General features: G+C 73.9%; 23 protein-coding genes. 12 read left to right on the top strand and 11 right to left on the bottom strand.

Annotated features, from left to right (window positions below):
- The coding region (locus ACW0Q9_RS16535; protein WP_456182224.1) for a cellulose binding domain-containing protein at positions 1–317 on the top strand (317 nt) is incomplete at its 5' end.
- Between the two features lie 22 nt (positions 318–339).
- On the opposite strand, the gene ACW0Q9_RS16530 is transcribed toward ACW0Q9_RS16535, so the two are convergent.
- Entirely contained in the window at positions 340–720 is a 381-nt protein-coding gene (locus ACW0Q9_RS16530; protein ID WP_456182222.1) for a thiol-disulfide oxidoreductase DCC family protein, read from the bottom strand.
- Positions 721–803: 83 nt separating this feature from the next.
- Here ACW0Q9_RS16530 and ACW0Q9_RS16525 point away from each other — a divergent pair, with 83 nt between their 5' ends.
- Both ACW0Q9_RS16525 and ACW0Q9_RS16520 read left to right on the top strand, forming a co-directional pair.
- On the top strand, positions 804–2,849 hold the full coding sequence (locus ACW0Q9_RS16525) for an intein-containing Rv2578c family radical SAM protein (protein WP_456182221.1): 2,046 nt from the start codon (positions 804–806) through the stop codon (positions 2,847–2,849).
- 50 nt (positions 2,850–2,899) lie between these two features.
- The gene (locus ACW0Q9_RS16520; protein WP_456182220.1) at positions 2,900–3,307 is read left to right on the top strand and encodes a CoA-binding protein; all 408 of its coding nucleotides are present in this window, start codon (positions 2,900–2,902) and stop codon (positions 3,305–3,307) included.
- 20 nt (positions 3,308–3,327) lie between these two features.
- Here the strand turns inward: ACW0Q9_RS16520 and ACW0Q9_RS16515 are convergent, their stop codons facing one another.
- Entirely contained in the window at positions 3,328–3,924 is a 597-nt protein-coding gene (locus ACW0Q9_RS16515; protein ID WP_456182218.1) for a TetR/AcrR family transcriptional regulator, read from the bottom strand.
- A 92-nt stretch (positions 3,925–4,016) separates the two neighbouring features.
- Here ACW0Q9_RS16515 and ACW0Q9_RS16510 point away from each other — a divergent pair, with 92 nt between their 5' ends.
- Positions 4,017–4,667 (top strand): PH domain-containing protein, encoded by a 651-nt coding sequence (locus tag ACW0Q9_RS16510; RefSeq protein ID WP_456182216.1) that lies wholly within the window; start codon positions 4,017–4,019, stop codon positions 4,665–4,667.
- Positions 4,668–4,741: 74 nt separating this feature from the next.
- On the opposite strand, the gene ACW0Q9_RS16505 is transcribed toward ACW0Q9_RS16510, so the two are convergent.
- Positions 4,742–5,938, bottom strand: a complete 1,197-nt coding sequence (locus ACW0Q9_RS16505; RefSeq protein WP_396837846.1) for an acyl-CoA dehydrogenase family protein — start codon at positions 5,936–5,938, stop codon at positions 4,742–4,744.
- 182 nt (positions 5,939–6,120) lie between these two features.
- Here ACW0Q9_RS16505 and ACW0Q9_RS16500 point away from each other — a divergent pair, with 182 nt between their 5' ends.
- A complete protein-coding gene (locus tag ACW0Q9_RS16500; protein ID WP_456182214.1) occupies positions 6,121–6,552 on the top strand; it encodes a DUF4190 domain-containing protein in 432 nt (143 codons plus the stop codon).
- A 3-nt stretch (positions 6,553–6,555) separates the two neighbouring features.
- Here ACW0Q9_RS16500 and ACW0Q9_RS16495 read toward each other — a convergent pair whose 3' ends face one another.
- Complete coding sequence (locus ACW0Q9_RS16495) at positions 6,556–7,446, bottom strand: SDR family NAD(P)-dependent oxidoreductase (RefSeq protein ID WP_456182212.1); 891 nt, start codon at positions 7,444–7,446, stop codon at positions 6,556–6,558.
- A gap of 114 nt (positions 7,447–7,560) precedes the next feature.
- Between ACW0Q9_RS16495 and ACW0Q9_RS16490 the strand changes: the two genes are divergently transcribed.
- The gene (locus ACW0Q9_RS16490) at positions 7,561–8,112 is read left to right on the top strand and encodes a DUF4190 domain-containing protein (RefSeq protein ID WP_456182210.1); all 552 of its coding nucleotides are present in this window, start codon (positions 7,561–7,563) and stop codon (positions 8,110–8,112) included.
- Positions 8,113–8,164: 52 nt separating this feature from the next.
- On the opposite strand, the gene ACW0Q9_RS16485 is transcribed toward ACW0Q9_RS16490, so the two are convergent.
- Positions 8,165–9,121 carry an HpcH/HpaI aldolase/citrate lyase family protein gene (locus tag ACW0Q9_RS16485; protein WP_456182208.1) on the bottom strand — a complete coding sequence of 319 codons (957 nt, stop codon included), beginning with the start codon at positions 9,119–9,121 and terminating at the stop codon, positions 8,165–8,167.
- A gap of 127 nt (positions 9,122–9,248) precedes the next feature.
- Here ACW0Q9_RS16485 and ACW0Q9_RS16480 point away from each other — a divergent pair, with 127 nt between their 5' ends.
- Both ACW0Q9_RS16480 and ACW0Q9_RS16475 read left to right on the top strand, forming a co-directional pair.
- Positions 9,249–10,073 carry an SDR family NAD(P)-dependent oxidoreductase gene (locus ACW0Q9_RS16480; RefSeq protein ID WP_456182206.1) on the top strand — a complete coding sequence of 275 codons (825 nt, stop codon included), beginning with the start codon at positions 9,249–9,251 and terminating at the stop codon, positions 10,071–10,073.
- Between the two features lie 49 nt (positions 10,074–10,122).
- On the top strand, positions 10,123–10,839 hold the full coding sequence (locus tag ACW0Q9_RS16475; protein ID WP_456182204.1) for a GNAT family N-acetyltransferase: 717 nt from the start codon (positions 10,123–10,125) through the stop codon (positions 10,837–10,839).
- Between the two features lie 3 nt (positions 10,840–10,842).
- On the opposite strand, the gene ACW0Q9_RS16470 is transcribed toward ACW0Q9_RS16475, so the two are convergent.
- Both ACW0Q9_RS16470 and ACW0Q9_RS16465 read right to left on the bottom strand, forming a co-directional pair.
- Positions 10,843–13,002 carry an APC family permease gene (locus ACW0Q9_RS16470; protein ID WP_456182202.1) on the bottom strand — a complete coding sequence of 720 codons (2,160 nt, stop codon included), beginning with the start codon at positions 13,000–13,002 and terminating at the stop codon, positions 10,843–10,845.
- Positions 13,003–13,073: 71 nt separating this feature from the next.
- Positions 13,074–14,039 carry a DMT family transporter gene (locus ACW0Q9_RS16465; RefSeq protein WP_456182200.1) on the bottom strand — a complete coding sequence of 322 codons (966 nt, stop codon included), beginning with the start codon at positions 14,037–14,039 and terminating at the stop codon, positions 13,074–13,076.
- Between the two features lie 95 nt (positions 14,040–14,134).
- Here ACW0Q9_RS16465 and ACW0Q9_RS16460 point away from each other — a divergent pair, with 95 nt between their 5' ends.
- Entirely contained in the window at positions 14,135–14,830 is a 696-nt protein-coding gene (locus ACW0Q9_RS16460) for an HAD family hydrolase (RefSeq protein WP_456182198.1), read from the top strand.
- A gap of 51 nt (positions 14,831–14,881) precedes the next feature.
- Here the strand turns inward: ACW0Q9_RS16460 and ACW0Q9_RS16455 are convergent, their stop codons facing one another.
- Both ACW0Q9_RS16455 and ACW0Q9_RS16450 read right to left on the bottom strand, forming a co-directional pair.
- Positions 14,882–15,415: a hypothetical protein gene (locus tag ACW0Q9_RS16455; protein WP_456182196.1), complete on the bottom strand. Its 534-nt coding sequence runs from the start codon at positions 15,413–15,415 to the stop codon at positions 14,882–14,884.
- Between the two features lie 66 nt (positions 15,416–15,481).
- The gene (locus tag ACW0Q9_RS16450) at positions 15,482–16,351 is read right to left on the bottom strand and encodes a PhzF family phenazine biosynthesis protein (RefSeq protein ID WP_456182194.1); all 870 of its coding nucleotides are present in this window, start codon (positions 16,349–16,351) and stop codon (positions 15,482–15,484) included.
- Between the two features lie 33 nt (positions 16,352–16,384).
- On the opposite strand from ACW0Q9_RS16450, the gene ACW0Q9_RS16445 reads away from it, so the two are divergent.
- The 3 genes from ACW0Q9_RS16445 to ACW0Q9_RS16435 all read left to right on the top strand — a co-directional run bounded on the left by ACW0Q9_RS16445 (position 16,385) and on the right by ACW0Q9_RS16435 (position 19,595).
- Complete coding sequence (locus ACW0Q9_RS16445) at positions 16,385–17,671, top strand: magnesium transporter MgtE N-terminal domain-containing protein (RefSeq protein ID WP_456182192.1); 1,287 nt, start codon at positions 16,385–16,387, stop codon at positions 17,669–17,671.
- Positions 17,664–18,272, top strand: a complete 609-nt coding sequence (locus tag ACW0Q9_RS16440; protein ID WP_456182190.1) for a DUF1003 domain-containing protein — start codon at positions 17,664–17,666, stop codon at positions 18,270–18,272. Before ACW0Q9_RS16445 ends, ACW0Q9_RS16440 begins: the two co-directional genes overlap by 8 nt.
- Positions 18,273–18,446: 174 nt before the next feature.
- Positions 18,447–19,595 carry a P-loop NTPase gene (locus ACW0Q9_RS16435; protein ID WP_456182189.1) on the top strand — a complete coding sequence of 383 codons (1,149 nt, stop codon included), beginning with the start codon at positions 18,447–18,449 and terminating at the stop codon, positions 19,593–19,595.
- Positions 19,596–19,660: 65 nt separating this feature from the next.
- Here ACW0Q9_RS16435 and ACW0Q9_RS16430 read toward each other — a convergent pair whose 3' ends face one another.
- Together ACW0Q9_RS16430 and ACW0Q9_RS16425 are read right to left on the bottom strand one after the other, a co-directional pair.
- Complete coding sequence (locus ACW0Q9_RS16430; protein ID WP_456182188.1) at positions 19,661–20,083, bottom strand: preprotein translocase subunit TatB; 423 nt, start codon at positions 20,081–20,083, stop codon at positions 19,661–19,663.
- Between the two features lie 72 nt (positions 20,084–20,155).
- Positions 20,156–21,352 (bottom strand): S1C family serine protease (locus ACW0Q9_RS16425; protein WP_456182187.1); only part of this gene is annotated, 1,197 nt, incomplete at its 5' end.

Raw genomic sequence — 21,352 nt, 5'->3', positions numbered from 1 at the left:
CCGACTTCGCCGTCGAGGAGAGCGCCCTGCTCAGCTACGGCGCCGCGGTGACGATCAGCAACCCGGGGCCGGCGGCGGCCGCGGACTGGACCCTCGTCGTCGTGCTGCCCCGCGAGTCGCTCCAGGTCACCTCGGTGACCGGCGCCCGGACCAGCCGGGACGGCGCGAGGTGGACCTTCGTGCCGGACGGGGACACCGGGCGGGTGCCCGGTGGCGGCACGGCCCGGGTGACGTTCCGGGTGAACGGCGCGGCGATCAGCGCCACGCCCACGGCCTGCACCATCGACGGGGTCGCCTGCACCGGCCTGCCCGCCTGACCGGCCGGGACGAGCCGACGGGTCAGTTGCGGCCGGCGGACGGCACGGCGCAGGCCGCGGTGCCGCCGGGCAGCCGGTGGCGGTTGCGGGCCACCCAGCGGTACGCCGGCCAGGCGGCGGCGCGCACCGGAGGGAGCCGCAGGCCGGCGCCGGCGATCCGCCACATCGGGTTGCTGTCGCCGAGCAGCCGGGCGATGGCGTCCGGCCCCGCGGCGCGTACGCCGTCCCCGCCGACCCACTGCACCGCCTCCTCGCACTCGGCGGCGGTCAGGCCGAGCGCGTCGAGGTCGGCGAACTGCCAGGGCAGCACCCGGGCCCGGGTCGGGATCCAGCGCTCGATGACCCGCGCGCACCGGGTGCAGAACGCGCAGTCGCCGTCGTAGACGAAGGTCGACGTCTCCATACCCCCATCCTGCACCCCGCCCGCCCCGCTCCGGTGGCCGGTGTTCGGCGATTCACTTGCGCTTCGTTCGTACGCGTGTTCGAATGAGGCACATGCGCTGGGACAACCTCTCCGCTCCCCCGGACGAGGGGACTCCCGACGGGGCAGCGCCAGCGGCTCCACCCCTGCCGCTGGCGCTCCCCGGCGCCATCGCCCGCACCTTCGACACCCCCGGCTTCGCCGACATGACCTTCTACGAGGTGCGGGCAAAGTCGATCATCAATCGGGTGCCGGGGCAGTCCCGCGTCCCGTTCGAGTGGACGATCAACCCCTACCGGGGCTGTTCCCATGCCTGCGTCTACTGCCTGGCGGGTGACACGCCGGTCCTGATGGCCGACGGCCGCACCAAGGCGATCAGCGAGCTGGAGGTCGGCGACCGGATCTACGGCACCGAGCGGCGCGGGGCCTACCGGCACTACGTGGTGACCACGGTGCTCGACAAGTGGTCGACGGTGAAGCGCGCCCACCGGGTGACCCTGGAGGACGGCACCACGCTGGTCGCCAGCGGCGACCACCGGTTCCTCACCGAACGCGGCTGGAAGCACGTGACCGGCAGCATGCGGGGCGGCGGCCGGCGGCCCTACCTGACGACCCGCAACCGGCTGCTCGGCACCGGCCGGTTCGCGACCGCCCCGAAGCGCTCCGCCGACTACCGGCGGGGATACCTCTGCGCCGTGGTGCGCGACGCCGACCACCCCGGCAGCCGCTTCCGGCTGGCCACCGCCGACGAGGAGGCGCTGGAGCGCGCGGAGCGGTTCCTCGCCGACGCCGGGATCGGCACGGAGCGGGTGTCCGGCCCGCCGGTCCGGGCCGGCCGCCGGTCGACGACCGCGATCCGTACCGCCCGGCCCGGTGACGCCGAGGCGGTCGCCGAGCTGGTCCGCCCCGCGGACGAGCCGACCGACGACTGGTGGCTGGGCCTCCTGGCCGGCACCTTCGACGCCGCGGGCAGTTGCCGGCGGGGTGTCTTCCGGATCAGCGTCGGCGACGACGGGAGCCGGGACCGGGTGAGCGCCGCCCTGGACCGGTTCGGCTTCCGGTGGGTGCTCGACGACCCGGGCAACCTCAACCGGGTGCGCCAGCTCCGGCTGACCGGTGGCCTGCCGGAGCGGCTGCGCTTCTTCCACCTGGCCGACCCGGCCGTCACCGGCAAGCGCTCGATCGAGGGCATGGCGCTCAAGTGCCGGGCCCGGCTGCGGGTGACCCGCATCGAGGACCTCGGGCTGGAGCTGCCGCTGTGGGACATCACCACCGGCACCGGCGACTTCATCGCCAACGGGGTGGTCAGCCACAACTGCTTCGCCCGCAACACGCACACCTACCTCGACCTCGACGCCGGGGCGGACTTCGACCGCAAGGTGATCGTCAAGGTCAACGCCGGCGAGCTGGCACGCCGGGAGCTGGCCGCCCCGAAGTGGCGCGGCGCGCACATCGCCATGGGCACCAACGTGGACTGCTACCAGCGGGCCGAGGGGCGTTACCGGCTGATGCCCGGGATCATCGAGGCGCTGCGCGACTTCGCCAACCCGTTCTCGATCCTGACCAAGGGCACGCTCATGCTGCGCGACCTGCCGCTGCTGCGCCAGGCCGCGGAGGTGGCCCGGGTCGGGCTGTCCTACTCGGTGGGGTTCGTGGACGAGGCGCTCTGGCGGGCGGTCGAGCCGGGCACGCCGAGCCCGCGCCGCCGCCTCGACGCGGTACGCCAGCTCACCGACGCCGGCTTCGCCGTCGGGGTGCTGATGGCGCCGATCCTGCCGGGGCTCAGCGACGACGACGAGTCGATCGACGCCACGGTGGCCGCGATCGCCGCGTCCGGGGCCACCTCCGTCACCCCGCTGCCGCTGCACCTGCGCCCCGGCGCCCGCGAGTGGTACGCGCACTGGCTGGCCCGCGAGTTCCCGCACCTGGTCCCCCGCTACCGGCAGCTCTACCAGGCCGGGGCGTACGCGCCGCAGGCGTACCAGCGGGAGGTCACCGCACGGGTGCGGATGGCGGCCCGCCGGCACGGGCTGCACCGGGGCGAGGCCGGCGACAACCGCCAACTGCCCAGCCCGCCCGCCCCGGCGGCCGAACAGCTCTCCCTGTTGTGAGGCCGGGCCGGGCCGGGCTGTCGGGCGCCGGCGGCGGCTAGGCTCGGGGAATGCGTTCCGCCCAGCAGATCCTCGCCGACTCCGCCGTGATCGCCGTCGTGGGCGCGTCCCGCGACCCCGGCAAGGCCGCACACCGCGTGCCGCTGGAGATGCAGCGGCACGGCTGGCGGATCATCCCGGTGAACCCGACGGTGGACGAGCTGTTCGGCGAGAAGGCGTACCCGACGCTGGCCGACATCCCGCACCCGGTCGCCCTGGTCGACGTGTTCCGCCCGGCCCGGGACGCCGTCGAGGTGGTCCGGCAGGCGGTGGCGATCGGCGCGCCGGCGGTCTGGTTGCAGCTCGGGATCTTCTCGGCCGAGGCACGGCGGATCGCCGAGGAGGCGGGCATCGACTACGTCGAGGACCGCTGCCTCATCATCGAGCGCGCCGCCGGGGGCCTGACCCGCCGCGGCTGAGGCCTCGTGTCGGGGCCGGCTCAGGCCGGCGGCTCGGGGCCGAAGAGCAGGTCGAGTTGGGTGTCGAGGGCGGCCAGGGCGGTCTCCGGCGGGTAGTGCCCGCCGAGCAGGTAGATGCCGAGCCCCTCCATCACGGCCAGCAACCCGACCGCGGCCCGCTCCGGATCCACCGGCGAGCGCGCCCCGGCACGGATCAGGCCGGCCATGAAGCCCAGCAGGGCGGCCGTCTCGTCGTGCAGCGCGGCGGCGACGGCCGGGCGTACGGCGGTGTAGGCCAGGAACGCCAGCGCCACGCGGCCGTCGGCGCGACGCTCCTCGTCCAGGGGCAGCAGCTCGGCCAGCATGGTCCGCAGCAGCTCACGCGGTGCCGGTGTCTCCCCGAGCGCCGCGATCGCCCGGGTCACCCGGGCCTCGTTGCGGTCGCGGACCACGGCGAGCGCGAAGGTCATCATCTCGTCGCGGGTGCGGAAGTAGTGCTGCACCATCCCGGAGCTGACGCCGGCCGCTGCGGCCACGTGCCGGAGGCTGACCGCCTCCAGTCCCTGCTCGGCCGCGACCCGCATGAGCGCGTCCGCGATCAGGGCGCGGCGCTCCCGGTGGTCGACCCGCTTCGGCATCCATACATGCTTACACAATACGACTGCATTGACACGTCCCCCGGCCAGCGTTTACGTTGCAACTGTAATGCAAAAGAAGGGATGGGCCGGGGATGGCAGGCGTCGACGTGGTCAGGCTGGCTCGCCGCGCGGTCGCGTACGAGTGGGGCATGTGGCGCAGCTTGGCCCGGTGGGTCCTGCGACGGCCCTACCCGGTAGAGCCCGGCGCGGAGACGTTCGCGTACGTCGGCGTGGTGCAGCCGATCCACGGGGTGTTCATCGCGCTGTCGACCATCGAGATCCCGGTCCTCGACCTGATCCTCCGGCACACCGTCGGCTGGCCCACGGTGCGGCATGCCGCCATCGGGCTCGGCGTCTGGGGCGTGCTGTGGATGGTCGGGCTGCTCGCCAGCCTGCGGATCCACCCGCACGTCGCCGACGACACCGGCCTGCGGATCCGCAACGGCGCCTCGCTGGACGTCATGATCCCGTGGAGCGCGATAGCCCGGGTCGAGGCCCGCTACCGTTCACTGCCGTCCAGCCGAGCCGTCCAGTACGACCCGGACGACCCCACGGTGCTGAACCTCGGCGTAGGCAGCCAGACCGCAGTGGACGTCATGCTGCGAGAACCCCTGTCGGTACGCCTACCAAAGGGACCAAGCACACCGGTGAAAGAAATCCGGCTCTACGCCGACAACCCAAAGGCACTGGTCACCCGCGCCCGTCGACACCTCCCTGCACCAAACCCCACCCAGCCCCGTTGATCAAGAAGTTTGCGTCGGGGGCGCGGCCGGATCCGACGCAAACTTCTTGATCAACACGGGCTCCAGGGCGGCCGTCAGAGCTTGTACTCCTTCAGGAGGCCCCGGGAGATGATGGTCTTCTGGATCTCCGAGGTGCCCTCGCCGATGAGCAGGAACGGGGCCTCCCGCATCAGGCGCTCGATCTCGTACTCCTTGGAGTAGCCGTAGCCGCCGTGGATGCGGAAGGCCTCCTGGACGACCTCGGCGCAGTATTCCGAGGCGAGCAGCTTGGCCATCCCGGCCTCGACGTCGTTGCGCTGGCCGGCGTCCTTGAGCCGGGCCGCGTTGACCATGAGGGCGTGGGCGGCCTCGATCTTCGTGCCCATCTCGGCGAGCTTGAACGCGACGGCCTGGTGCTTGGCGAGCGGCTGCCCGAAGGTGCGGCGCTGCTGGGCGTACGCGACGGCCAGTTCGAAGGCGCGGATGGAGATGCCGCAGGCGCGGGCGGCCACGTTGACCCGGCCGACCTCGATGCCGTCCATCATCTGGTAGAAGCCGCGGCCGACCTTCTCCTCGCCACCGAGCACGGCGGAGGCGGGAACGGTCACGCCGTCGAGCACCATCTCGGTGGTCTCGACGCCCTTGTAGCCCATCTTGTCGATCTTGCCGGGAATGGTCAGGCCGGGCGCGGTCTCGCCGAAGCCGGGCTCCTTCTCCAGCAGGAACGTGCTCATGTTGCCGTAGACCGAGTCGGCCCCGGTGTCGGTCTTGACCAGGGTGGCGACCACCGAGGAGTACGCGCCGTTGGTCAGCCACATCTTCTGGCCGTTGAGCACGTAGTTGTCGCCGTTACGGACCGCCTTGGACTTGATCGCCGAGACGTCCGAGCCGCACTCGGGCTCCGACATCGAGAAGGCCCCCCGTACCTCGCCGGTGGCCATCCGGGGCAGCAGCCGGGCCTTCTGGTCGGCCGAGCCGTGCTGGGAGATCAGGTACGCCACGATGAAGTGGGTGTTGACGATGCCGGAGATCGACATCCAGCCCCGGGACAGCTCCTCCACCACGAGGGCATAGGTCAGCAGGGACTCGCCGAGACCGCCGTACTCCTCGTCGATGGTGAGGCCGAACAGCCCCATCTCGCGCATCCCGTCGAGGATGTCGGTGGGGTACTCGTCGGCGTGCTCCAGCCGCTGGGCGTGCGGGATGATCTCCTTGTCGGCGAACTCCCGGACGGTTTCCAGGATCGACCGCTGCACATCGGTCAGGCCGGGCGTCTGGGCGAGTCGGGCCATCTCAGCCTCCGGGGGATCGACGCATTACTCGTGGGTAACTGAACGCTGGGTCAGTATCGGCCCCGGGACCGGCGGAGCCAAGGTGACCAGTCCATACAACCGCTGTGAAAAGGTTCACCGCTGCGGGTAGCGTCCGCAAGAGAGAGGGCCGTCGACCTGCGAGGCGAGGGGGCGATGAGGGCGTGAGCCAACCACCCGGCGAGCCGGACCAGCCACCGTCGCCGTACGAGCCGCCGGCCTACGGCCAGCCGTACGGGGAGCCGCAGCAGCCGCACTGGGGGCACCAGCCGCCGGGGGCCGCCCAGCCGCCCTACGCCCCGCAGCCCCCGTACGGCCAGTACGGGCCGCCGGGCCCGGGTCCGCAGCCACGCGGCGGCGGGCCGAACGTGCTCGCCATCCTGTCGCTGGTCTTCGCGTTCGTCTTCGCCCCGGCCGGCATCGTCTGCGGCCACCTCGCGAAGCGGCAGATCAAGCAGACCGGCGAGGAGGGCGACCAGCTCGCCACCTGGGGGCTGATCCTCAGCTACGTCTTCACCGCGATCGGCCTGCTGGTCTGCTGCGGCTGGATCGGCCTGGCCATCTGGGCCAACTCGGACAACGGCAGCAGCTACTGACGGTCAGCGGAACTCCGCCTCCCGCACGCTGTTGCCGCCGTCGACCACCAGCATCTGCCCGGTGATGTAGGAGGCGGCCGGCGAGCAGAGGAAGGCGATCGCGGCGGCCACCTCGTCCGGCGTGCCGGGGCGGCCCACCGGGGTGCCGAGGCCCTGCTTGATCTCGACCATGGTGGACGCCGCGGTGTGGATGATGCCCGGTGCCACCGCGTTCACGGTCACCCCGTCCGCGATCATCTCCATGGCCAGCGCCCGGGTCAGGCCGACCACGCCGGCCTTGGCGGCCGCGTAGGCGGCCTCGGTGGGCAGCGCGTTGACCGGCCCGGCGGTGGCCGCCAGGTTGACGATCCGGCCCCAGCCCCGCTCGGCCATCCCGCCGATGAACGCGCGGCTGCACAGGAACGCGGTGGTCAGGTTGCGGTCGATCTCGCCGCGCCACTCGTCGTAGGTCAGCTGGGCGACCGGCCGGAGCACCTCCGGGCTGGCCCGGCTGGCCAGGCCGGCGTTGTTGACCAGCACCTCGACGTCGCCGAGCTGCTCGGCCACCGCGTCGGCGAGCGCGCCCACCTCGGACTCGTCGGTGAGGTCGGCGACGAAGCCGGTCACACCCAGCTCGCCGGCCCGCTCGTGGATCCGCCGCGTGGTGGAGACGATCGCCACCCGGGCGCCGAGGTCGGCCAGGCGGCGCGCGGTCGCGTACCCGATGCCGTCCGGACTGCCCGCGCCGGTGACCAGGGCGACCCGGCCGTCCAGGCGCATGGTGGCCGGCTCTTCGAGCGGTGCCGGCTGGTCCTGGTCGGCGGAGCCGGCCGGGCCGCCGGCGCGGGGCCGGCGCACCAGCCCTGGCCGGCTGACGTCCCGTCGTGACCGACCACCGCGCGCGTCAAGTGCCATGCCGCGATCCTGCCCGCTGTGGACGCCCCGGGCAACGCGGCACCCGGAAAGGGGGTCCTGCGACTTGCCCACCGATGGCTACCCTGACCGCACCACGTCCATGGAGATGATCTGATGAGCTATCCCCCACCGCCGGGTGGTTGGCACGACCCGTCGGCGGCCGGGCCGCAGTCGAGCCCGCCGGCCGACCCGACGCTGCCGATGACCGGCAGCCCCATCCCGACCCAGCCGACCCCGGCGGACCCGTACGCGCCCGCCGACCCGTACGCCGGCCCGCAGTCCCCGACGCCCTACGCCGCCCCCGGCTACGCGCCGCCCGGCAACCCGTACGCCGCCCCCGGTTACCCGCCCGGCGACCCGTACGCGGCGGCCGGCTACCCGCCGCCGGCCTACCCGGCGTACGGCCCGCCACCGACCCGGACCAACGGCCTGGCCATCGCGGCGCTGGCGCTCTCGTTGATCGGCATCACCTCGTGCATCACCGCCCCGATCGGCGCGATCCTCGGCCACGTGGCCCTGAAGCAGATCCGGGAACGGGGTGAGCAGGGTGAGGGCATGGCGAAGGCCGGCATCATCATCGGCTGGATCATCACCGCCCTGATGGCCCTGATCATCGTGGCGATCGTCATCGGCGCGATCGCCGACAGCAGCAACACCGGCTACTGACGCGGACGGGCCGCCCCGGTCGGGGCGGCCCGTCGCGGTCAGCGGCTCGCGGTCACTCCGCCGGCGGGGTGAACGAGGAGGTGCGGCTCATCCCGGCGGCCCGGCCCTTGGCCGCGATCACCAGCGCCATCTTGCGGGACGCCTCGTCGATCATCTCGTCGCCGAGCATCACCGCGCCGAGCTTCCCGCCCGCCTCCGAGGTGTACCAGTCGTACGCGTCGAGGATCAGCTCGGCGTGGTCGTAGTCGGCCTGGGCCGGGGAGTAGACCTCGTTGGCCGCGTCGATCTGGCCCGGGTGCAGCACCCACTTGCCGTCGAAGCCCAGGGCCGCCGAGCGCTTCGCCACCTCGCGGAACGCGTCCACGTCCCGGATCTGCAGGAACGGGCCGTCGATGGCCTGCTTGTCGTGCATCCGGGCGGCCATCAGGATCCGCATCAGGATGTAGTGGTAGGGGTCGCCCGGGTAGTCCGGGATCAGCGCGCCGACCACCAGCGACTTCATGTTGATCGAGGCCATGAAGTCGGCCGGACCGAAGATGATCGTCTCGACCCGGGGCGAGGCGGCCGCGATCGCGTCGACGTTGACCAGCCCGGCCGCGTTCTCGATCTGCGCCTCGATGCCGATCCGGCCGACCTCCAGGCCGAGCGTCTTCTCGATCTGGGTGAGCAGCAGGTCGAGCCAGTGCACCTGCTCGGCGTTCTGCACCTTCGGCAGCATGATGCAGTCCAGGTTGGCCCCGGCGCCCTCGACCACCTCGATGACGTCCCGGTAGGTCCACGGCGTGGTCAGGTCGTTCACCCGGACCACCCGGGTCTTGCCGGCCCAGTCGCCCTCGTTCAGCGCGGCCACGATGTTCTTCCGGGCGTCCGGCTTGGCCAGCGGCGCGACCGCGTCCTCCAGGTCGAGGAAGACCTGGTCGGCGGGGAGGCCCTGGGCCTTGCCGAGCATCTTGACGCTGGAGCCGGGTACCGCGAGGCAGGACCGGCGGGGGCGACCGACTGCGGCCATGGATGCGCTCCTTCCAGCGTCCGGCGGGCACGCCGACGCCACCAGGTGAAAGACGAGAAACTTAACGATCCCAAAGGGCGTTGTGACGCCACGGTAACCTCGTGCCGTGACCGGGGTGAATGGACCTGTGGAAGATCTCACTGAGCGTCGGACCGTGGTGGTGACCGGCGCCAGCTCGGGCATCGGCCTGGCCGCCGCGGTCGACCTGGCGCGCCGCGGCGACCGGGTGGTACTGGTCGGCCGGGATCCGGCCCGGTTGCGCGCCGCCGGGGAACGGGTCCGCGAGTGCTGCGGCGAGCAGCCCGAGCTGTTCCGCGCCGACTTCGCCGTACTCGACGACGTACGCGGTCTCGCCGAGCGGCTGCGCGCCGCGTACGACCGGATCGACGTGCTGGCCGACAACGCCGGGGCGATCGTGCTCCAGCCGGTCACCACGGTCGACGGCTTCGAGCTGAGCATGCAGGCCAACCACCTCGCCCCGTTCCTGCTCAGCAACCTGCTGCGGGACCGGATCGGCCGGATGGTGGTGACCGCCTCGGGCGCGCACCGCAGCGGCGCGCTCGACCCGGACGACCTCAACGCCGCGCTGCGCCGCTACCGGCCGATGCGCGCCTACGGCACCAGCAAGCAGGCGAACATCCTGTTCACCGCCGAGGCGGCCCGGCGCTGGCCGGAGGTGCCCGCGTACTCGTTCCACCCCGGCGTGGTGCGGACCCGGTTCGGCAACGACAGCCGCCTGGTCGCCCTCGGCATGCGGCTGCTGCCGTTCCGCAGCCCGGAGAAGGGCGCGGAGACCCTGGTCTGGCTGGCCAACCAGGACCCGTCCCGGCTGGTCGACGGCGGCTACTACGCCGACCGGCGGCTCCGCCGGCCGCTGCCCAAGGCGGCCGACCCGGCCCTCGCGGCCCGGCTCTGGACCGCCAGCGCCAAGGCCGTCGGCATCGACGCCTGAGCCGTGGCCGGGCCTGCCCGCTCCTCCCGCCGCTGCCATACTCCGCGGCATGACCGAGCACGAGGGAGCGACCCTGCACGTCGGGGGCGCGGACGACGAGCTGGCCGCCCGGATCGACCGGGAACTCACCGCCTTCAACAACGCCGCCACCGACGCCACCGACGAGGCCGACCTGACGGTGCGGGTGGCCGATCCCGACGGCGAGCTGGTGGCCGGGCTGACCGGCTGGACCTGGGGCGGCCGGGCCGGGATCAACACCGTCTGGGTGCGGGCGGACCGCCGCCGCGAGGGCTGGGGCGGCCGGCTGCTGCACGCCGCCGAGGAGGAGGCCCGGCGCCGCGGCTGCACCGAGATCTCGGTGGCCTCGTTCTCCTTCCAGGCGCCGGACTTCTACCGCCGGCACGGCTACACCGACACCGGCATCCGGGACGGCATCCCGGGCGGGCACGTCGACCACCACTTCTGGAAGCCGCTGGTCGAGGACCCGGCCGGGGTGCTCCGGGTGGTCGCCCTGGTCGACCTGAGCGCCGGCCCCGAGGCCGGCCGGCGGTACGAGGACGCGGTGCTCGCCCTGCTCGGCCGGCACGGCGGGCGGCTGGAGCGGCGGCTGCGTACCGGGGACGGGAAGACCGAGGTGCACGTGATCCGGTTCGCCGCGCGGGCCGGCTACGACGCGTTCCTGGTCGACCCGGAGCGGGTGGCGCTGCGCGAGGCGCTGGGCGACGCCGCCCCCACCACCCAGGTCCTCGACGTCCACGACGTCTGAGGCTCACTCGGCGAGGTGCACCGGGACGCTGGTGACCACCACGCCGGGCAGGGCCCGCAGTGCGGCACGGAGCCGCTGCTCGGCGCGGCTGTGCAGCGGACGGTGCCAGCGGCGGCGGAGCACCACCTCCGGCACGATCACGGTCAGGGTCAGCTCCGGCCGGGTGGCGCGCAGCGCCTCCAGGTAGTGCGCGAGCGGCCCGATCACCGCCCGGTACGGCGACACGATCGTCTCCAGCCGCAGGTGGTCGCCCCAGGCCTGCCACTGCTCACGGAACCGGTCCGCCTCGGCCTCCTCCGGGGCGATGTGCACGGCAAGCGTCGGCTGCCCCAGCGACGCCGCGTACGCCAGGGCCCGCAGCGACGCCCGGTTCAGCCGGGCCACCGGCACCACCACCAGGTGGCGTACCTCCTGGGGCAGTTCCTCGCCCTCGGCCGACCCCACGGGCTCGGCCGGCGGGGGCGCGGGCGGGTGCAGCGCCAGGGCGTGGTGCAGCGTGGTGTAGTGCCGGTGGATCCGCCGGAACAGCAGCACCAGCAGCGGCACCGCGACCACCACCACCCAGGCGCCCTCGGTGAACTTCGACACCGCGGCGGTGAGCAGGACCAGCCCGGACAGGGTGGCCCCGACGCCGTTCACCGCCAGGCGCCGGCGCCAACCCGGGCCGCGTCGGCGCCGCCAGTGCACCACCATGCCGGCCTGGGACAGGGTGAAGGCGAGGAAGACGCCGACGGCGTAGAGCGGGATCAGCGACTCGGTGTGCCCGCCGAACGCCACGAAGACCGCCGCCGCCGCGACCGCCAGCGCCGCCATGCCGTTGCTGAACGCCAACCGGTCCCCCATGTGCAGGAACCGGCGCGGCGCGTGGCCGGCCCGGGCCATGAAGAAGAGCAACCGGGGGAAACCGTTGAACGCGGTGTTCGCCGCCAGCAGCAGGATCAGCGTGGTCGCCACCTGGAGCAGCGGATACCAGGGGCCGGTCGGGAAGGTGAGCCGGCCCAGTTGGGAGAGCATCGTCTCGCCGGGCACCGGGACCAGGCCCTCCAGCCGGATCAGCCCGGTCAGCCCGGCGAAGAGCAGCACCAGCAGGAACACCATCCAGCCGAGCGTGGCCCGGGCGTTGCGCCACTCCGGCGGCCGGAACGCCGGCACCGCGTTGGACACGGCCTCGATGCCGGTCATCGACACCGCGCCGGAGGAGAACGCGCGGAGCACCAGCAGCAGGCCCAGCCCCTCGGCGGCCGGCAGCGACGGCGGCGGCGCCGGCGCGAAACCCCGGCCCGCCGCCCGCGCGTAGCCGACCACCAGCAGCGCCAGCACGGCCACCACGAAGGCGTACGTGGGGAGCACGAAGATGTTGCCGGCGGTGCGTACGCCGCGCAGGTTGGCGGCGAGCAGCACGGCGATCACCAGCACCCCGAGCGGCACCGTCGCCGGGGCCAGCGCGGGCAGCGCCGAGGTCACCGCGTTCACCCCGGCCGCCACCGACACCGCCACGGTGAGCACGTAGTCGACCATCAGCCCGGCCGCCGCCGCGAGGCCCGCGAAACTGCCGAGGTTGTCGCCGGCCACCACGTACGAGCCGGCGCCGTGCGGGTAGGCGTGGATCGTCTGCCGGTACGACGCGCCGACCGCGATCATCAGCACCACCAGAACGGCCGCCAGGGGCAGCGAGGAGCCCAGCGCCCCGGTGCCGGCCAGCACCAGCACGGCGAGCATGGCCTCCGGCCCGTACGCCACCGAGCTGAGCAGGTCGGAGGAGAGGACCGGGAGGGCGACCAGCTTGCGCATCCGCTCGTAGAGCACGGCGGCGCTGGACAGCGGCGGCCCGAAAAGGGCCCGGCGCAGCCGGGTCAGCGCCCGTCCGGACCGCGAGCCCGGCACGTTGGCCCGCTCGGTGGCGACCAGCTCGTCCGGCTTCTCCACGGTGAACATCTCGAAGGGCGCCAGCCGGCCGAACCGGGTCGGTACCGGCCGGCGGTCGCTGCGGACCAGGGCCGGGTCGACCGGCAGTTCCCCGTCGCCGCGCGGGGCGCGCCACCGCTCCCCGATCCGGCCGAGCGCCGCCCGCTCCGCAGGGTCGAGGGGCGGGAACTCGGCGGAGGGGGTGACCACGGTCCCGTGCTCGACCTCGTCGTCGTGCCGTTCGCGTCCCGCCTCCACGCCCCGCACTCTGCTCGAAGTGCCGGCCACGCCGAGGCGGAATGGCCACACTCGGCGGGCGGGCGGCCGGCTCAGTCGGCCAGCGGGGCGGGGTCGGCGGGCACCGCGACCGGCTCGGTGCGGCGGCCGGCCCGGGCCCCGCCGAGGATGACGACGGCGACGCCGGCCAGCAGCAGGGCCAGCCCGGGCAGGGCGAGCGGGCGGGGCAGCTGACCCAGCCAGACCCAGGCGATCAGCGCCGCGCCGGGCGCCTCCAGCAGGATCAGCACGCTGACCGTCGTGGCGGAGACCCGGTGGAGGGCGTAGTTGAACATCGAGTGCCCGAGCAGCTGGGCGCCGGCCACCAGGCCGAGGATGGCCAGCCAGGTGCCGCCGTCGTAGCCGTGCAGGCGTACCCCGCCGGCCAGGCAGACCACCAGCAGGATCGCCGCGCAGACGCCGTAGCAGATGGTGGTGTACGTGGTGGTGCTGATGCTGGCCCGGGCGCGCTCGCCGAAGGCGGTGTAGACGGCGGCGAACATGCCGCCCGCGACGGCCAGCAGGTCACCGGTGAAGGCCCGGCCGGAGACGCTGAAGTCGGCGCCGGTGGCCAGCACCGCGCCGAGCACGGCGACCGCGATGCCGGCCCAGACCGCCGCGGGCAGCCGCCGCCCCTGCCAGCGGGCGATCAGCCCCTGCCAGACCGGCTGGGTGGCGCCCAGCGCGGTGGCCGCGGCCACCGAGGTGAGCTGCGCGCTCGGCATCCAGGTGGCGAAGTGGGCGGCCAGCGCCACCCCGGAGAGTACGCAGTACAGCCCCTCCCGGCGCCCCGCGCCGACGGTCAGCGCCCGGAACTCGGCCCGCCGCCGGGTCAGCGAGACCGGACCGAGCACGGCCAGCGAGAGCACGTTGCGCCAGAACGCGATGGCGAGCGCCGGCGCGGCGGCGAACGCGACAAGCGGCGCGGAGGACGAGACGGCCGTGACGGCCAGCGCGAGCGCGCCGACGGTCAGCGCGTCGAGCGGCGGGCGGTGCGGAGGGTGGGACACGGAGAGCAATACTCACACGCCATCCGACACCACTTACCGTCAGCACTCCGTTACGATCATGCGCGTCCCGGCGATCCCCCCTCGACGTCCGGAGGCGTTCCCCCATGCCCCGATACCAGGCGGTGCTGTTCGACTTCTTCGGCACGCTGACCCGCTGCGTGCAGCGCGGGTCCGCCCACCGGACCATCGCCGAGCTGCTCGGCTGCCCGGCCGACACCCTGATCGAGGTGCTCGACCGCAGCTACTACCAGCGCGCCAGCGGGCGGTTCGGCGACGCCGAGGCGACCCTGCGCTGGGTCTGCGGGCAGGCCGGCGTGCATCCCTCCGACGAGGCGGTACGCGACGCCGTCGCCTACCGGCACCGGGCGGTACGCGCCGACACCCGGCTGCGGACCGAGGCGGTGCCGGTGCTGGCCGCGCTGCGCGGGCAGGGCGTCCGCACCGGCCTGATCAGCGACTGCACGCACGAACTGCCGGCGTTCCTGCCCCAGCTCGCGGTCGCGCCGCTGCTCGATGTCCGGATCTTCTCGGTGCAGCTCGGGCGCTGCAAGCCCGACGCGGCGCTCTACCTGGCCGCCTGCCACCGGCTCCGCCTCACGCCGGCCGACTGCCTCTACGTCGGCGACGGCGGCAGCCAGGAACTCACCGGCGCCGAGCGGGCCGGCATGACCGCGGTCCGGCTGGCCGCCCCGGACCTGGCCGGTCACATGGTGTTCAACGCCGACCACGGCTGGGACGGCCCGGTGCTGACCTCGCTCACCGAGGTGCTCGGCCTGCTCGACCCGGTCGCCGTCGCCTGACCGCCGGGCGCCCCGAGGGTGGCGACTCAGCTGACCGGCCGGCGGGGCGGCTCAGCGGCGGCGGACCTTGTGCAGCCGGAACGGCTTGCGGGTGGCCCGGACCACCGGGGCCTCCCGGGGCTGCTCGGCCATCGAGCCGGCCGGCAGGTCGGCGCCGGCGACCGCGCTGCCCGCCGGGCTCAGCCGGTTCACCGCACAGCCCTCGGACGCCCAGCGGGCCACCAGGTCGGCGGACGGGCCGGAGGCGTTCAACCGCTTCGCGGCGACCAGCGGCGCGGCGGTCTCCCACTCCTCGGTGCCCGGCTGCAGCCGGGTGACCCGGGCCGGCCAGGTGACGATCCGGCCGCCGTGGTCGCCGCGCAGCGTGACCTCGGCCGCGCCCGCGTCGGCCAGGCCGGGGGCGGACTGCTCGCCCGGGCCGGTCACCACCAGCAGCGAACCGTCGAGCGGCAGGCACCAGAGGCCGTACGCCGGGCCGCCGCCGACGCTGACCCAGCAGACGGCCGCCTTCTTCATCGCCTCGTCCACCAGCGGCGTGGTGGTCCGCTCGTCGACCTCGTCGCTCACTCCGGCATCCTCCCGCATCCCGGCCGGGGCCGTGGTGGACCACGTCCTCAGCGGCACGCTACCGCGCGGGCGGTCCGGCCCGCCTCAGCCCACGAAGGGCGGGACGGCGATCTCGCCCCGGGCCACCGGCATCACGTGGCCGGCGACCGTCGCGCCCACCGCCACCCCGCCGGCCGCGGTCACCGTGCAGGCCAGCGCGGACGGTCGGTTGATCTCGACGCCCTGGCGGACCGCGTACTCGGAGCGGCCCTCGCCGGGCAGCAGCCCGCTGGCCACCAGCCAGACGCCCAGGCCCAGGGCCGCCGAGCCGGTAGCCGGGTCCTCCGGCACGCCGAGGCCCGGCACGAAGACGCGGGCGTGGGCGGTTTGCGAGTCGGCGTCCCAGGAGAAGACGCTGACGTGCTCCACGCCGTACCGCTCCGCCGCCGCCGCGTTCACCCTGGCCCGGGCCACCGCGTCCGGGCGTACCGGAAGGTAGGGGAACTCCAGGCCGCAGCCGGCGACCCGGGGCGCCGGGCCGGCGTGGTCGGCGGCGCGGAGGCCGGCCATCTCCAGCAGCGGCTCCGGGTCGAGTTCGGGCCCGAGGGTCGGGGTGCCCCCGGTGAGCGTCGCGCCGGTCGGGGTGACCTCGATCGGCAGCACCCCGGCGCCGCACTCCTGGGTGACCCTGCCCACACCGAACATGCCGCGCCGGCTCGCGGTCACCGCCGCGCCCACGCTGGGGTGCCCGGCGAACGGCAGTTCCTCGGCCGGGGTGAAGATCCGCGCCCGGTACGTCGCACCGACCTGCGTCGGTGGCAGCACGAACACCGTCTCCGACAGGTTGAACTCCAGCGCGAGCGCCTGCATCTGCTCGGTGGCCAGCCCTTCCGCGCCGAACACCACGGCCAGCGGGTTGCCGGCGAACGGGCGGTCGGTGAAGACGTCCACGATCTCGTAGGCCAAGGTCGACATGTTGATAAACACTAGGCCCTTAGGCTGGTGCCCGTGAGCACGCCGAACCGGGTCTACATCGCTCGACTCGCCGGAGTCGCCGTCTTCGACCCGAACGGCGACCAGGTGGGTCGGGTCCGCGACGCCGTCGCCCGGATGCGACCGACCCAGCGCCCGCCCGAGGTGGTGGGGCTGGTCGCCGAGATGCCGATGCGGCGGCGCATCTTCCTCTCCATCAACCGGATCACCTCCATCGACCCGGACGCCGTGGTGCTCGGCAGCGGCACCCTCAACCTGCGCCGGTTCGAGAAGCGCCCGAACGAGCTGCTCGTGCTCCAGGAGCTGCTGGACCGCCGGGTCCAGCTGGACACCGGCCAGGCCGGCTCGGTGGTCGACGTCGCCATGGAGAGCAGCCGCGGCGGCGAGTGGGCGCTCACCCGGGTCGCCGTCCGCGAGCAGACCAGCCGGCTCGCCCGCCGCGGCCATCTGCACCAGGTGGAGTGGGACCGGGTGCGCGGCCTCGGCGGCCTCGGCGACAACCGGGGTACGGCCAACCTGCTCGCCGTGCTGGAGGACATGCGCCCGGCCGACCTGGCCAACGCCCTCCAGGACCTGCCCGACGCACGGCGCAACGAGGTGGCCGCCGCGCTGGACGACGAGCGCCTCGCCGACGTGCTCGGCGAACTGCCCGAGCACGACCAGGTGGAGATCCTGGCCGCGCTGGACCGGGAACGTGCCGCGGACGTGCTGGAGGAGATGGACCCGGACGACGCCGCCGACCTGCTCAACGAGCTGCCCCCGCCCGAGCAGGACGTGCTGCTCGACCTGATGGAGCCGGACGAGGCCACCCCCGTCCGCCAGCTGCTGCGCTACGCCTCCGGCACCGCCGGCAGCGTGATGACCTCCGAGCCGGTGATCCTGCCGCCGGACGCCACCGTGGCCGAGGCGCTGGCCCGGATCCGCGAGCCGCAGCTCTCCCCCGCCGTGGCCGCGCAGGTCTTCGTGACCCGCGCCCCGCTCACCACGCCGACCGGGCGCTACCTCGGCATGGTGCACTTCCAGGCGCTGCTCCGCGAGCCCCCGGCCGACCTGCTCGGCGGGGTCGTTGTCAACGACATAGACCCGCTGCGGCCGACCACACCGCTGCCCGAGATCACCCGCCGGATGGCCACCTACGACCTGGTCGCCATGCCGGTGGTGGACCGCACGATGCGGCTGGTCGGCGCGGTGACCGTGGACGACGTGCTGGACCACTCGCTGCCGCGGGACTGGCGCGACCGGGACGCCGTGCCGACCGCGCCCGCCACCGACGAGGGGACCCTGGACGGCGGCAATGGCTGACCAGCGACGAGCCGAGCGGCTCGACCAGCCGCGGGCGCCCCGGGGCCTCCGGCTGCCCCGGATCGACGCGGAGACCTTCGGCCGCTGGTCCGAGGGGATCGCCCGGGGGATGGGCACCGCGAACTTCATCGTCTACATGACGCTGGTGATCGCCGCCTGGTTCGCCTGGAACACCCTGGCCCCGGCGAACCTGCGCTTCGACCCGTACACCTTCACCTTCCTGACCCTGGTGCTCTCCCTCCAGGCCTCGTACGCGGCCCCGCTGATCCTGCTCGCGCAGAACCGGCAGGCCGACCGGGACCGGATCGCGCTGGAGGAGGACCGCCGGCGGGCCACCATGCAGAAGGCCGACACGGAGTACCTGGCCCGGGAGATCGCCGCGCTGCGCATCGCGATGGGCGAGGTGGCCACCCGGGACTTCCTCCGCTCCGAGCTGGCCCGGCTGGCCGAGGAGCTGGACGAGGCGGCGGAACGGCGGCGGAAGCTGGAGCGCCGGCAGCACGAGCGGGAGGTCCGGCGGCAGGCCGGCGGGGAGCCGCTCGACGAGCCCCGCGACGACCTCGACGGCGACTTCGCCCACGACGGGCGCCTGGAGAGCTGAACCGGCCCGGAACGTATTGAACGCCGCGCGCCTCAAGGGGCCAGGCGAGCGGCGTTCGACCCGATCGTCCCACTTCCCGGCACGGCCCGTCCACCCCTCGGGCGGCCATCGATTCGCTCACACCGGCCCCCGCCAGCGGCGGGCGCCGATCACCACCGACGTAGCATTGCGGGCATGTCAGCACCCGTCAGCACCGTCTCCGACGCGATCCAGGCCGCGCTGGCCACCGTCAACGACCCGGAGATCCGCCGGCCGATCACCGAGCTGGGCATGGTCCGTTCCGCCGAGGTCGGCGACGACGGCGTGGTCCGGGTCGAGCTGCTGCTCACGGTGGCCGGCTGCCCGCTGAAGGACAAGCTGCGCACCGACATCACCGCCGCGGTCGCGGCGGTGCCCGGCGTCACCGGCGTCGAGATCGAGTTCGGCGTGATGAGCCCGGAGCAGCGCCAGGAGCTGCAGTCGAAGCTGCGTGGCGGCGGGGCAACCGCCGAGCCGGTCATCCCGTTCGCCCAGCCCGGCTCGCGCACCCGGGTCTACGCGGTGGCCAGCGGCAAGGGCGGCGTCGGCAAGTCCAGCGTCACGGTCAACCTGGCCGCCGCGCTGGCCGCCCGCGGCCTCTCGGTCGGCGTGGTGGACGCCGACATCTACGGCCACTCGGTGCCCCGGATGCTGGGCGCCGACGGCGCGCCCACCCGCGTCGAGGACATGATCATGCCGCCGCAGTCGCACGGCGTGAAGGTCATCTCGATCGGCATGTTCACCCCGGGCAACGCGGCCGTCGTCTGGCGCGGCCCGATGCTGCACCGGGCGTTGCAGCAGTTCCTCGCCGACGTCTACTGGGGCGACCTGGACGTCCTCCTGCTGGACCTGCCCCCGGGCACCGGCGACATCGCCATCTCGGTGGCCCAGCTGCTGCCGAACGCGGAGATCCTGGTCGTCACCACCCCGCAGGCGGCCGCCGCCGAGGTGGCCGAGCGGGCCGGCGCCATCGCGCTGCAGACCCACCAGCGGGTGGTCGGTGTGATCGAGAACATGTCCTGGCTGGAGCTGCCCGACGGCTCCCGGATGGAGGTCTTCGGGGCCGGCGGCGGCGCGGCGGTCGCCGAGTCGCTGACCCGGACCATCGGCGCGCAGGTGCCGGTGCTGGGGCAGATCCCGATGGACACCCGGGTCCGCGAGGGCGGCGACGCCGGCAACCCGATCGTGCTGGCCGAGCCGGACGCCCCGGCCGCCCGGGCGCTGGTCCAGGTCGCCGACCGCCTCGCGGTGCGCCGCGAGTCCCTGCTCGGCAAGCCCCTGGGTCTCAAGCCCGCCGGTCGCTGACCCGCGCACAGCTCACCGACCGACCCTCCCGGCCCGCGCCGCGGAGGGTCGGTCGCGTTACGGGGTCAGGTGGCGTCGTCGTAGGAGGGGCGCGGAGCCGGCGCCGGGGCACCGCCGGTGGCGGTGGCCGGGCGGCTGCCGTTGGTGCGCAGGTCGGCGGCGTCGGCCACGTCCTTGAGCTGGTCGTGCACGCCGGTGACGTCCGAGCGCAGATCGTCGTACATGCTCTGCAGCGGCTTCCGGAGGGCCTGCTCGTCCTCCTCGCTGAGCAGGTGCTTCCGGATGAACGCCTTGGGGTGCAGGTCCTCCAGCTGGATGTCCGTGCCCAGCTCGCGGCTCAGGTCACCGGTGGCGTTCCGCGCCATGTTGCGCAGGTTGCGGACCATCCGGAGGCCGTCGTTGATCACCGCGGGCAGCCGGTCCCCGAAGATCAACAGTGCCAGGAGCAGCAGGGCGCCGATCTCCCACCAGTTCAGGTTCTCGAACACACCGGCCTCCTCGTCCGTGTCAGGGCAAGACTACGCACGTCAGGTGGCCGACCGGGAGGGGGTGCGGGGTCCTCACTTGGCGTCTGCGGCGAGCGTCACCGAGGCGTTCTGCCGGTTCGACCCGCGCCGGTACTCGACCGTCACCACCGAGCCGGGGGCGTACTTGCGGACCAGCGCCACCAGGTCGGTCGGATCGTTCATCGGGTGCCCGTCCAGCCGGAGCACCACGTCCCCGGTACGCAGCCCGGCGGCCGCGGCCGGCCCGGCCGGCTCGACGCCGTTGAGGCGTACGCCGCCGCCGTTCACGCCCGTGCCGCCCACCTGGGCGCCGATCACCGTACGCCGGGCCTTGCCGGTGCCGATGATGTCCTCGGTGACCCGCTTCGCCTGGTTGATCGGGATGGCGAAGGCGAGCCCGATGTTGCCGGCCTCCTGCCCGTCGGCGACCAGCGACTTGATCGTCGAGTTGACCCCGACCACCCGGCCGGCGCCGTCGACCAGCGGGCCGCCGGAGTTGCCGTGGTTGACCGCCGCGTCGGTCTGGATCGCCGCGTAGTAGCGGGTCGGCCCGCCCGGCTCGCCGGCCATCATGGTGCGGTCCAGGGCGCTGACGATGCCGGCGGTGACCGTGTTGGCCAGCGAGAGCGGCGAGCCGATGGCGAGCACCGGGTCGCCGACGGCGAGCGCGTCGGAGTCGCCGAACTCCACCGGCTTCAGCCCGGTGCGGTTCACCTTGATGACCGCGATGTCCGACTCCGGGTCCTGCCCGACCACGGTGCCCGGCGCGGTGCTGCCGTCGTTGAAGACCACCGTGGCCTTGCCGGGGCCGCCGGCGATCACATGGTCGTTGGTGATGATGTGCCCCTCGGCGCTCACCACGAAGCCGGAGCCCTCGCTGGTGCCGCCGAGGCTGGCCACCCGGACGGTGACGACGCTGGGCAGCACCTTCTCGGCGACGCCGGCCAGGGACTCGGGCTTGCGCTGGGCGAGCGCCGGGGCCTGCCCGGACTGCGCGCCGAGCGTCGGCACGCCCCCGCCGCCGCGCAGGAAGGCGTAGGTCAGGGCGCTGCCGAGCGAGCCGGCGAGCAGGGCGGTGATCAGCGAGACCAGCACCACCTGGCGCAGCCCCGGCCGGGTCGGCGCGTCCGGGTCGGTCACCGGCTCCGGCTCGCCGCTCCCGGCGACCGGGGCGGCCGGGACCACCACGGCGGCCGGCGCGTACGGGTCGCGCCAGGGGTCGGCGAGCGCGTCGGACCACCAGGGCGAGGT

Source organism: Micromonospora sp. I033, from assembly GCF_053890995.1.
The sequence above is the reverse complement of the archived record's forward strand: the minus strand, read 5'-3'. Positions and strand labels throughout refer to the sequence as shown.